This is a genomic window from Shigella sp. FC1967 (genome assembly GCF_001743005.1).
In the GTDB taxonomy this organism is placed as follows: Bacteria; Pseudomonadota; Gammaproteobacteria; order Enterobacterales; family Enterobacteriaceae; genus Proteus.
Genome location: NZ_MIIZ01000011.1, coordinates 1 through 11757, shown reverse-complemented (window position 1 = coordinate 11757; position 11757 = coordinate 1). Strand labels below are relative to the sequence as shown.

General features: G+C 40.5%; 16 protein-coding genes and 1 pseudogene. All 17 read right to left on the bottom strand.

The annotated features are described in order from the left end of the window. On the bottom strand, window positions 1–836 hold an 836-nt coding region (locus BHE89_RS00110; protein WP_069368826.1), incomplete at its 3' end, for a head maturation protease, ClpP-related. A gap of 4 nt (window positions 837–840) precedes the next feature. After that, window positions 841–2172, bottom strand: coding sequence for a phage portal protein (locus tag BHE89_RS00105; protein ID WP_069368827.1), 1332 nt, complete (start codon window positions 2170–2172; stop codon window positions 841–843). Continuing rightward, window positions 2172–3911 (bottom strand): terminase large subunit, encoded by a 1740-nt coding sequence (locus BHE89_RS00100; RefSeq protein ID WP_069368828.1) that lies wholly within the window; start codon window positions 3909–3911, stop codon window positions 2172–2174. The genes BHE89_RS00105 and BHE89_RS00100 overlap by 1 nt, the downstream gene beginning before the upstream one ends. A gap of 2 nt (window positions 3912–3913) precedes the next feature. After that, window positions 3914–4384, bottom strand: coding sequence for a phage terminase small subunit P27 family (locus BHE89_RS00095; protein ID WP_069368829.1), 471 nt, complete (start codon window positions 4382–4384; stop codon window positions 3914–3916). A gap of 213 nt (window positions 4385–4597) precedes the next feature. Next, window positions 4598–4945 (bottom strand): HNH endonuclease, encoded by a 348-nt coding sequence (locus tag BHE89_RS00090; RefSeq protein ID WP_069368830.1) that lies wholly within the window; start codon window positions 4943–4945, stop codon window positions 4598–4600. Window positions 4946–5010: 65 nt separating this feature from the next. Next, a complete protein-coding gene (locus tag BHE89_RS00085; RefSeq protein ID WP_069368831.1) occupies window positions 5011–5391 on the bottom strand; it encodes a hypothetical protein in 381 nt (126 codons plus the stop codon). Window positions 5392–5918: 527 nt separating this feature from the next. Then, entirely contained in the window at window positions 5919–6293 is a 375-nt protein-coding gene (locus BHE89_RS00080) for a lysis protein (RefSeq protein WP_074454092.1), read from the bottom strand. 70 nt (window positions 6294–6363) lie between these two features. Beyond that, window positions 6364–6942 (bottom strand): phage antirepressor N-terminal domain-containing protein, encoded by a 579-nt coding sequence (locus BHE89_RS00075; RefSeq protein WP_069368833.1) that lies wholly within the window; start codon window positions 6940–6942, stop codon window positions 6364–6366. 199 nt (window positions 6943–7141) lie between these two features. Beyond that, entirely contained in the window at window positions 7142–7546 is a 405-nt protein-coding gene (locus BHE89_RS00070; protein WP_069368834.1) for a structural protein, read from the bottom strand. Beyond that, window positions 7539–7856 carry a phage holin, lambda family gene (locus BHE89_RS00065; protein ID WP_069368835.1) on the bottom strand — a complete coding sequence of 106 codons (318 nt, stop codon included), beginning with the start codon at window positions 7854–7856 and terminating at the stop codon, window positions 7539–7541. Before BHE89_RS00065 ends, BHE89_RS00070 begins: the two co-directional genes overlap by 8 nt. A gap of 879 nt (window positions 7857–8735) precedes the next feature. Then, window positions 8736–8984 carry a hypothetical protein gene (locus BHE89_RS00060; protein WP_069368837.1) on the bottom strand — a complete coding sequence of 83 codons (249 nt, stop codon included), beginning with the start codon at window positions 8982–8984 and terminating at the stop codon, window positions 8736–8738. Window positions 8985–9056: 72 nt separating this feature from the next. After that, window positions 9057–9272 (bottom strand): hypothetical protein, encoded by a 216-nt coding sequence (locus BHE89_RS00055; RefSeq protein WP_069368838.1) that lies wholly within the window; start codon window positions 9270–9272, stop codon window positions 9057–9059. Window positions 9273–9334: 62 nt separating this feature from the next. After that, complete coding sequence (locus BHE89_RS00050; RefSeq protein WP_069368839.1) at window positions 9335–9553, bottom strand: hypothetical protein; 219 nt, start codon at window positions 9551–9553, stop codon at window positions 9335–9337. 229 nt (window positions 9554–9782) lie between these two features. After that, window positions 9783–10565, bottom strand: a complete 783-nt coding sequence (locus BHE89_RS00045) for an antitermination protein (protein WP_069368840.1) — start codon at window positions 10563–10565, stop codon at window positions 9783–9785. Between the two features lie 27 nt (window positions 10566–10592). After that, window positions 10593–11402, bottom strand: a complete 810-nt coding sequence (locus BHE89_RS00040) for a DUF968 domain-containing protein (RefSeq protein ID WP_286145785.1) — start codon at window positions 11400–11402, stop codon at window positions 10593–10595. Then, window positions 11383–11619 (bottom strand): hypothetical protein, encoded by a 237-nt coding sequence (locus BHE89_RS24525; protein ID WP_286145784.1) that lies wholly within the window; start codon window positions 11617–11619, stop codon window positions 11383–11385. The genes BHE89_RS00040 and BHE89_RS24525 overlap by 20 nt, the downstream gene beginning before the upstream one ends. Next, a pseudogene (locus tag BHE89_RS24520) lies at window positions 11616–11757 on the bottom strand (KilA-N domain-containing protein); the annotation flags it as partial. The pseudogene BHE89_RS24520 and the gene BHE89_RS24525, both read right to left, overlap by 4 nt.

Sequence of the window (11757 nt, the reverse complement as noted above, 5' to 3'; positions counted from 1 at the left end):
AAGGCATTTACCGCCTTTTCCAATTCAGAAAGAGTGTCAGGATTAATTTCAGAGGTAGCGCTTGGCGTACCGTGAGGATTGGAAGTAGCGCTCGGCATACTTCGTGTTAAAGCACTAATAAGTTTTCTACGCTCAGAGCGAGAAGTGTTCGCCTTAGCAAGTAACGCATCTAATTTACGAATAGCGGCTTGTGGGCTTTCATCACCATCATCAACGATATCTGCAGTAAGCAAATTATCAGCAAACCCTTTTTCAATCGCTTCGCTCGCACCAATATAGGTCTCGTCGTCCATCATCTGACTCACGACTTCATTAGATTGCCCACTACGTGCCACATAGATATCTGCCATCGACGTATCAAAAGGGGCGAGATCATTAGCTAATTTTGCAAAGTCATGCCGATTACCCACACCGACAGCCCAACAGTTATGGATCATCAAAAAGGCACCGCGACCCATTTGAACTTCATCACCAGCCATTGCAATAATGGACGCAGCTGAAGCGGCAATACCTAAAATATTGACGGTCACTTTTCCACTGTGAGAGCGAAGTAGGTTATAAATGGCTAATCCTTCAAACATATCGCCACCTGGACTATTGATATTGACAACCACATCATTATTTCCAATGGCGTGAAGTGCGGCAGAAATACGTTTTGCGGTAACCCCCTCTCCCCAATAATCTTCACCAATCACATCTAATATTGAGATGGTGTTATCTGTACTTGATGCACGAATACTGCTATTCCATTTATCCAGTGCTTTAGATTTCAGCTCATAGCTAATCGATGCGCAGGGGCGATCCTCCAGCGCAACTGGCAAATGACTTTTTTTCATAAATTTACTCCTCAGAGTGAGGTTGATTGGCTTGAGAATGCCGGGCTACGGGATTGCCTTCAGGAAATAACCAGTTGGTGATCTGCGCTTTAAGTTTTTCAGCTTCATTGCTAGAAGCTTCTTGCCCAAGCTGATCAAGTGGCGTTAAATTAAGCTGAACAGTGTAAATATCACCACCCTCAATCGGCGGTAAATTCTCTAGTCGTCTCACATCATTTCGACTCATCCAGCCATTTTGTAATGCCGTTGTGTAGTAAGCAGAGCGCCCTGCACTGTCAGCCCGTAATAAACCTTCAACAGAGAATTCAGCATAATAATCATCGTCGCCATTCAATAAGCATCGGCTAATTTCTTGCTCTATATTGACTAAAAGAGGTCTTAGCGTATTAGTAAGAAACTGCATATTCATACCTTCGACGCTTGATGCCCAACTACTTTGTTTGTCCATATGCCCCACCATAAAGGGTGGAACACGAAACCATCGACAAATTTCTTCAATACTGAAAGTTCTACTTTCTAACATTTGAGCTGCTTCAGGATTCATGGTGACATTGTTGTATTTCATCCCCCCTTCAAGCACCATCATTTTTCCCGCATTTTTTGAACCCACAAAGCTTAATAAATAACTTCTAATGCGCTCTCTTTGTTCTTCATTAAGCGGTTGTTCAGCAGATAAAAAACCCGAACTTTGCAATCCATTTTCAAATATCTTAGCAGCTGACTCTTCAACAGATAATGCAGCACCAATAACATCACGCCCTATCTTTACGGGGATCATTCCGCAAATGCCATCCATGCCAAACCCTCGAATGTGCATAATGTTATTAATAGGGATAGTTCGTATTTTTTGCCCTAACGGATCAGTGTATTTATATTCGAGCATACCCGTTTGCTCACTGCGCTTAACCGTCATGTTTTGTGGCAATAAAGGCTCTAAAGCAACCAATTTTGAACCAATATACTTTTTCTCAATAAAACTATTGCCACGCAAACAAAGGCTAGCAACAACCATTAACATAAAACGGGAAGGCGTCATTTCAAGGTTAGGTTGCTTACAGAGTAATCTATAAATAGGGTGCTCTTTCGCTAAGCTTCTTGAGCCATCACTTTCACTTTTATAAATCTTGATCGGTAATGTCGATATTGATTCACTAAGCAATCTTACACATGCCCAAACCGCAGAAAGTTGCATTGCTTTATCTGCTGTTACAACTTTTCCACTACTGCTTGTGCCACTCCATTCTTGCCAAAACTCTCCACTGGTCAGCGAAATAGGTACGCCCAACCAATTAAGAAGCGCACTTTTAATGCGCCCTGGTTTTTTATTGTGTTGCATTAGATACCTACTATGATTGGGTTATTTATAAATCCTGAGATATCGGGTTTATCACTCCCCCCATTCACCAATAATCGACTCATGCCTGTAAATAGTGCAACAGGGCCGTCAATTTTTGCCTCGGGTGTAGATTTATTAGGGAAAATATTGTCGTTTTTATCCGGTTTAACCGTGACGTTCGACATCATCCAGTTCATAACAGGGTGTTGGCCATGATGAAACTTACCCGCATAAACCAGTGCTTCAATCTCTTTCATGGATTCAGAAAAATTACGCACCGTTTGAGCGACTTCTACAAGGGGTAACCCTTCTTCTGCCAGTGCTAAACTAAACTGAGTGGCACTCCACGGATCAAAACCCAGCTCTTTTAAGTTTTCACCATCCACCCATGCGATGATTTCTTCTTTAATTTGAGCATGATCGACGACTTCGCCATCAGTTAATTCGAGATACCCCATATCTGCCCATTTTCGGTAAAGTTCAGCCATTTGGCGAGAACAGCGTTCTAACCTCTCCTCAGGTAACCAGAATTTAAAATCAGCATGAACATGCCCATTAGTAGGCTGTTGCCACACTTTTACCGCGGCACAAATATCAATCTTATTAGCGAGGTCAACGCCCACCCATAATGGATAGGTTTTTAATTCATGTTGAGGTGCGAGTTCTGGTGCATCATCCCACTTCATCATGTCCATCCATGACGATTCGGCTGTGACCCAAATATTCATGTGTTTTGTGAAGAAGTTAATTCGTGCGGAAACCTGCTCTTTGGCTTTCTTGGCTAAGCGGCGTAAATCATCCCAGCGCTTACAAATACCGAGACCCGGATTTGCCTTTTGCCACACTGTTTCATCAAAGGGATCATCGTCTTTATCTAGCGTATAGATAATGCCAAAGAAAGAATCATCATCCACTTGACCACGGAGAACCTTAATCGCGTAATCCCGTAACTCGTAACAAATCCCCTCTTTATTAAAACCCGCCGTAGTGATCCCAAAAAGAAGAGACTGCAGACGCGCACCGGTAGCGGTTTCTAATACGTCCCACACATCACGAGTTTTGTGCGCATGCAATTCATCAACAATACCGCAGTGAATGTTTAAACCATCAAGATTATTAGCATCACTGGAAAGCGGTTCAAACTTAGAGGCAGTTTCTTCTTGATAGATAGCGAGTTTATTAAATTCAAATAAACGACCCAATGTCGCTTTGGACTTTTTCAACATGTTCTTCGCATCTTCAAACACAATACGAGCCTGATCACGCGTTGTAGCTGCTGAGTAAACTTCGGCACCACCTTCACCATCAGCACCGGTCATATAAAGCCCAATACCGGATGACAATGTGGATTTTGCATTTTTCCTCGCCACCTCGTTATAAGCTGTTCGATATCGACGAACCATAACAGGACGTCCGCTACCATCGTTACGAAGGACTACTTCACCCGTACTTTCATCAATTAATGGACGAACAAACCCAAAGATATTGATGAGAATAAAAATATGCCAATCCATCAGGTCTATGGGTTTGCCCGCCAATGCACCTTTGACGTGAGGAACGAACTTATAGAAATTCAAAATATGCTGAGCACGAGGTTCACTAAACGTTATTCCTCGTTTCTCACCTTCCTTTAAATCATCGAGAAACCGCTGACAAGCAAGCCTAACCAATTCACCTGCAACAATTTTCCCTGTCACTACTTTCTCAGCATAACGAATGCCATCAATAACCTTTGCCATCTTTAATCTCTCGCTTTTAAAAATGCTGTAAATGGATCCTCTTCTACTGGAGTCTTCATGGTGACTTTTGTTCGAGAAGCGGGAGTCATACCAAATTCACTTAACATGGCGCGAATACGTTTCCATGCATCGGCCTTCATTGCAGCAGATGGATGCGCCTTTATCATCAATCCACTTTCTGTATTGTTTTTGTAGGTATAGCCTTCTTTATCGAGAACATCACAATGATGTCGATATTCAGTGTAAGCTTCGACGAGTAACTCCAATGCCTTAGCATCCATCTGACTCATGACACCCATTGCATCAAGTTCTTCAGCAATACGCTTAAACCAATACTTACCTTGCTTAGTGAAATGCTTCGGAGTTGGGGGTACCCCTTTTGGCGGTTTTGGCTCTTTTTTATTAATCGGTCGTTTTGATGGGTTCCCCCTCACCAATTGCAGATGTGACGGGGTTTTAGGCGGTCCAGCCATAATAGAAATCTCCTATCAATAATCGCTTGGGGTTCCCCAAAAAAAGTTTTCTAACCTGCGGTGATGTGAAAAGAGGTAAGGGGGCGGTCCTATAAGGCGAAAGTGGTAGAGATTTGACCCTCCCCTCCTCCCTATACGTTATAATTTCAATCTGAAATTAAATATTTTTATATCTTTATTTAATTGTTATATATCAATAGGTTGTATTTTGTATTAGATTCTTTCTTTTGCTGTCTTAATTCTATGACATGGAATACATAACGACTGCAGATTATCTTCTGCATCGGTACCCCCATGTGCCTTAGCAATGATATGGTCGACTGTTTTCGCTTCAGTTGCTCGTCCTACTCTTAAGCACTCCTGACACAGATACTTATCACGCTTGAGTATACGTGCTCGTAACTTATCCCACTTTGTACCATAACCACGTTGATGACGAGACTTGCCACGCTGGTGGGTTTCCCATCCTAAGTTCTGATGAGCTTCACAGTAACCGTTACGTTCTGTTGTTGTCTTGGCGCATCCCTGTTTACGACACGCTCTTGGTATGCGAGGTGGCATGTTATCTCCTATAATCTAAAGAGGAGAATAATCCCCTTTGATTTTAAAGGCGGGATTTCTCACCTTTACTTCTGACTGCACCACGATCTGTTAGTTAGTTCGCTCACCGTTTGTGACCATGCTTGATGGTTGGTTTGCATAACTCTGCCAAGTTCAGCAATAGCGATAGTGTTCTGCTTTATTTGGCTTATGGCATCATCGTCCAGCTGAGCCTTGGTATCTAGCTCTGACTTATTACCGACAAGCACACCTTTGAACTCAGCCGAATTAATAAAGGCATCTTTAATAAAGAATTCACCAGAAGACTGAAAGAAGAACCGGGGGATTGATTTAGGCTTCACGCCCACATCTTGTATCAGTTGCTTAATGCGAGTGAGTTGCTCTTCTAACTTATCTAACTCACTTGTATCTACTGAGACTTTTAATTGAATAGTGTTATCTGACATAATGTTCTCCAATAAAAAAGCCACCAGCTATTAACTGATGGCTATCTATATAAACTCTATCAACGCCACTCAATGAATGACGTTTGTAGAATTAATTATGTCTCTCCATAGTCACGCCCTTTCTTCTACCTACAGCTGACGTTGCTGATAATGACCGAAAAATAACAAATGGTGGTATTCATTGTTTTTGACTCTCACTATGCGCTATCTGCCGAGAATAAAACAGGTCATAGCTAACATAGGAGACTGCGACAATGCGACGCATTAATAATGCATGGAAATCGATTTGATTTATTTCAATAATAGATGGGTTATATTTGTAAGTTTACGTACAAGTAATTATACTTAAATCTCAATCAACCCCGTGTTGATATCTAATTAAGCTCCATTTGCTTTACTTTACTTTACTTTGCGCTCCTTTTGGGGCGCTTTTTATTTCTAAAAATAGTTGTATACTCATTAAGTATTTTATTCTTTTTTGCTTCATTTTAACCGCCCTGTGGGAGCCCAAACTCACAGGGTTATTTTTAGTTGATACACTCCGCTCTAATATAATCTTGCAACCCTTTAATCACTTGCTCTGACTCTGCAATTCGCTCTCTGAGTAACCAATAATTTCTGATAGCGGTGTCAGTAGGTCGGGCGGTGGTTGCATCATCCATGCTGGTGGTGGGATTACTGGTGCTCTTTGGACACTCGGCTTTGATGTACACCCGCTCAGGATTACGCTCAGCACTAACGCGCAACCTATCGATTTCAGCCTTTGCATTTGTAAGTTCCGTCGCGTGTTTTGTATCAAGTTCATGAAGTGAGTTAATGCGCTTTTCGTAGTCGGCCATTTCAGCCACGAGAGAGTCATTTGTTTTCTTTAGCTCTTTATTCTCTTTACCAAGTTCAATCATTTCTTTAGTTGAAAAGAATAAAGCAACACACAAAGCTCCCCATAATAAAATGGGAAACCAGGGCTTTAACTTATTCACAACTACCCCTCGTTATTTTACCTTTACCCGTTTCCATCAAAATAAAATCAAGTACCATTTCCCCAGCTTTTTCTTTTAGGCTCTGAATTTTATTTTCATGCTGAGGCTTAACATCCTTCCAAGCATTTAACCCTTTGCCAAACTTACTCGCAATTGCTTCATCTCTTTTAAAATCAGCGCAAGCTTCATTGAGTTGTTCCATCACGCTTAATTTTCTAGGATTAACAACTCGCCCTTCTGTCCAATATCGATAAAGAACATCATCACATTCCTCTTGAAACTGAATTACTTTATCGCGGATTTCAGATTTGACCTTGTTGGGATAAATAGTCAGCATCCAAGCTGAAAGTTTTCTAAGTTGCAGGCAAATCATAGATTGTTCGCCACCTTTTGTAGGTATGGTGATTTCCGCCATACCTTTTGAAAACCTTTGCTTAATCTTGCTGAATTGGCTTTTCCAGTTTAACCCCATCCCTTCAACAATAGGCTTCATGGGAACATACGGCTCATTGTTATACTCAACAACATAAAGCTCGTTATCGTAAAATGGAACAGTAATAGTATTAGTCATAGTGTCTACCTTATTTAGTAATGAACCTTTGCCGAAATAGGAAATCAGCCCATCGAAGCGACACCAGCTATAACTGATCCCCTCAAAGGCTCATTACCTAAATACTGGCTCGATGTGATTTGCACTTTCGGTGTGCATAAAACGCAGATACAAAAAAGCCCCACGAATGTGAGGCTATAAAATGGGAATAATCGCTGAGTTAAAGTAACAACCAAGCATCTTCAAAGACTTTTTGACTGTATGGCTGATAACCCAATTCAACGCCAACAATCGCCGTAGCCAATGCAATAGCAACTGTTTTAGATGAAACGCTAATAGGTTCATTTACACTAACGCCGATATCTTTAGCCGCTCGGTTGATGTAACCGACTGTATTATTTTCATTTGGTGGCGCATACCGATCGATAATCGACTCGACAGTATTGAGTTCGTATTTCTTTTGGTATGTCTGCAGTAATTTATAGATGGCACGTATACCGTACTCAGGTGATACAAATTGACAGAAGCTCGGATCTGTTTGCTGTGCAGATAGTCCTTGCCATTTTGAACCATGCCGAATATTGCCCGGATTGTTATTACGTTCACCGCGCGCTGGTCTAGTCATTTTTCAGCCCTGCCTTACCCTTAATGAGTTTACTTAATCCATCTACACCGACATAACCAATGAATACACTAGCCAGATATGCCAATTCATGATTAAGGCCAAGTAGCGTTAAGAGGTCTTTTACAAACCATGCAAACAACGCACACATAGCACCATCAAATAACGTTTTCCTCCAGCCACCGCCGTTGTACTTACCGCGTAGAATAGCCATACCAGTTGCCAGTGCTGCGCTAATACCTTGCTCCTTATGAGCGGCGATAACTTGGAATACTTGATCCCAAAATTCAGGGGTTTCTTTCATATGATTCATACTCACCCCCTTATTTGGAGGAATTTAGTTAATAGAACGCCGACTCACAGCTCTTATGTGAATGTGAGGTGTTGTGATTGATTCTGTGGTCGGCATATAAATAGATGGTGGGCACAACTCCACCTAGTGTGCAATTATCAATATCTCTGCATGAGGTTTTCGATAATTAATGAAATACCGCTCGCCAATAAGCTTTATATTTAGATCGGGTAACGAAATAATGAAGTGACCAAGCTAGATTTAATTGTTCTTTAGTCTTACCAGATAGCTTTATACATAGATTAATAAATAAATTTTTTCATATATCCTCCAATAAAAAACCACCTAGCGGTAATTATCTTTTAACTAATGTAGCCAACACAAACCCCAAGCTAAAACAAGCAATACTCAATGCTATAATAGGTATAATTAAATTTGTCATAAGGTGCCTTAAATATGGACTTAGGATTAATTGTTTCAATTATTGGTGTACTTGTTGCAATCGTAGGGATTATAGCGAGCTATCTATTAGCTCCCTCAGTAGAAAAAAAAGAAAAGAACTTCGCTCTGCTGCAAAAGTACCATTAACAAAATTAATCGATGAAATATCTTTAATGGAATGTGGCTCTTATCCCAATATAACTATCAGAGATAGTGAATTTAATGCGTTATCATCTCTGCTAACAGAAAAGAAAACACTGAAACTTAAAAAGCTTATAAAGCAATACAGGTCAGCACATAATGAAACTGCAGAAATACGGCACTATCATGATACAAGGCCCTCCGATTCAATCGTGTTTCTAAACGCTTTTGATATTATTAATCCGAAAGAAACCATTGAACAATTAAAACCACTATTAAAGTTTCTAAAGAAAATATAAAAAGACCGCCTAAGCGATCTTACTGGCAAGCTTTTTTGCCTCTAGAAATAACCCGAACAGTATCACCCGTTACTGTCGTAATGTAAGCATGATCTGTACGCTTAATATCAAATGATGGGATGGCGTCTTTCTTTGTGTGTTCAACCCGCGCCACGATATCTTTATTTTCAGATTCAGGATAAAACTCTAAGCGATACATATCCCCTAAGCAGTGGACTTCTTCCACTTTACGACCTTCACGTTCAGTAATTAATTTAAGTGCGTACATAATTTCGTTCCTTATTTTAGATAATAAAAAAGACCGCCTAAGCGATCTTCATTAAGTGGTACTAAGTTACGATTATGACTCGACACCCCAAACAAAGTCGTCACTTTGTAATCGGTGTGAACCAAAATGAATTTCATAATCAGAACCTAGTGATTGGGCTTTTTGCTTAGCTTGTTCCTCTGTTGCATAAACCCCTTTTAATTCCCAAGGGCTATTTCTAACAACCCCCCAACCCAAAACAGATCCTTTATTGATTGGATCTAGTTTTAAGTTTTTATCTACAAACATATCTATCTCCTTTGTTGGGTACCCAGAAACAGAATATTGCTTGTAACTAAAAGATCAAATGATTAATTAATAACCTTTGTTGATATTTCAGGCTTGTTACCTTTATATTCGGTAACAACAGAAGTTAATGAAAGTGTCGAGCTATTCACAATATATTCCTTATGAAATTCACTTGAACACTTCCCATTAATTGTATCTTTAATAATTAACTTATCTTGCTCACGAACCTCAAAAGAGACTGAGCCGTTAAGTTTAGCAATAGTGACTTTAATTTTATTCACTCATAATCTCCTTTAAAATGAGTTGTTCGGAATAACCGAACATGTGAACTATCCGGTAATTCCGGAGAGTTGAACTTGTAACGATTACTTACAGGTTGCAGATAACAAAAAACCCCGCCGAAGCGAGGTCTTGATAAAATTTAGTGTGGTAAGTAATAAATCGCCCACTATTTAAAGATGATAAGGCAATCTTATTCAAAATGCAACTTTCAACTGTTTATATAACCAGTCATCTTGTAATCTTATTAAATACGACTTCCGCACCACTCTCTTCAAGAAAGCATTTACTAATTAACTTCTCATAGAACGGTTTCCAATTACGAGACCATGTAGGTTGCGTTAACTCAGGCACTATATGTTTTATCGCTTGATATGCGATTGAAGAAGGCATTCTCTTATAACCTTTACCCGCACAGCGAGGGCAATCTTTAAATACAGGTACACCGCCTTGTAATTCCGTTTGCTCTTCATCTAAAACCTTTCCGCGTCCTTTACAGCGACAACGATAGGTTAGTTTTCCTTTTCCATTACAGGTTTTGCATAGTTCACCGACATTTTCTTTTTCAGTCCAAGGCTCAATGATGACAGTTCCATCAATACTTGTTTTCCCTTGGTACTTAACGACATCTTTGCGACTGTAAATTAGTCCTTTGCCTGCACACACAGAACACTCACAAACCGAACCTGCTGAACGAGCATAATCTTCAAACGCCATCTTAGCGAGGATCACTAAACAGTAGCCTAGTTTGCTTCCCGCCGATTTCGCCACCAGCTTGGGTGTTACTCTAAGTGCGTATTGCGTTAACTGCTCTACGGTGCTGAACTTATCTTTTTCACTCACGTCATTCTTAGCAAAAAAAGCAGACATACCAAACTTAGCACGCTGTTCTGTCATACCAAGCGCACCTGCAGTATCCATTCCTTTCATTCTATTGGGATCTGTGCAGTTTGGTGTATCGGTGATCATCGGTGACTTTGGATAAAATTGTTTTAATGCTGACTCTAATTTCATGCTAATACTCCTCGTGCCGTACACACGTTAAATAAATGCACCGATGCCTAATGAACGGTTTAAAAAATGAAATAACAATTCGAGTTGATTGCCGTGAGTGGCTTCCCATTGTTTTGGGTCTCGATGTAACTCATCATGGTGAATGCGGCATAATGGAATAGTGAATAAGTCGTGAGCCTTAGTACCCATACCGCCCATGCCATGACCTATGATGTGGTGCGGATCATCAGCCTGTTGCCCACACACGCAACACGATTGAGTTTTCACCCATTGAAGCCAGTTGGTATTTTCCCAACGTTGCATTTTAGGTTTAAGAAGAAACGACGCTGGTGGCTCAGGGTCGATAGCAACTTTAATAACCGGCTTTATCATATCTAAACGCTCATTCATTGCTGATAGTGCGGTTACATTACTTGGAATAATGTCAGACTCAGGGAAACCACCATGAACCTTGCGTTCTTCTTGTTTATCTGACCAATTTAAAATCTGGCGTAATATCGCTTCTGGCAATTCATCAACCAAGTTATGCATAACCGCAAACGAGAAAAAATCAGGTATCGTCAGCTGGTGGCCACTATCTAATCTCAAACGACTACGAATAGTATCTAACATCCAATTAATACGATTTTTATGAGCTAATTCAGCAATCCAACCCGAAGATGAATGGCGAATATGATTATCATGATGCCAGCAAGTGCGGATCACACCAGCCTCGTGAAAGGTCGTCACTAATTCATGGTGATGATAATTGTCTTCATCGTTATCAATCTGACAGCATTTGATATTACTAATAACCCACGAATCCATCGGTGCAACCTTATCTATGGCGTGGATCACTTTTTTTGCTATTAAGAAATTGAATGATGTGCTTATTGTTTAAAATTGGCTGTTCATCGCCAGTTAAAGCTCCTGAGGGAAGAACATCTAAACTTTTCGGCACATCACTAATAATCACTCGATGGTGCTTCTTAAATTGCTCGAGTAATTCAGCACCCGGTTTAAGTAACACAACACCCAGTTCTTTTTGAATATACGGCGTTAACAGTAACTTCATGCGCTCACCTGTTTATTCAACATCACCATACGGATCAACTCATCCGTTTTACTCTCAAAGAAGTGCGGTTGGGTTTCACGAGGATTATTAGGGCTGGTCATATTCTTCCCAAACTGACAACCTCTTGCCGTAACAGAC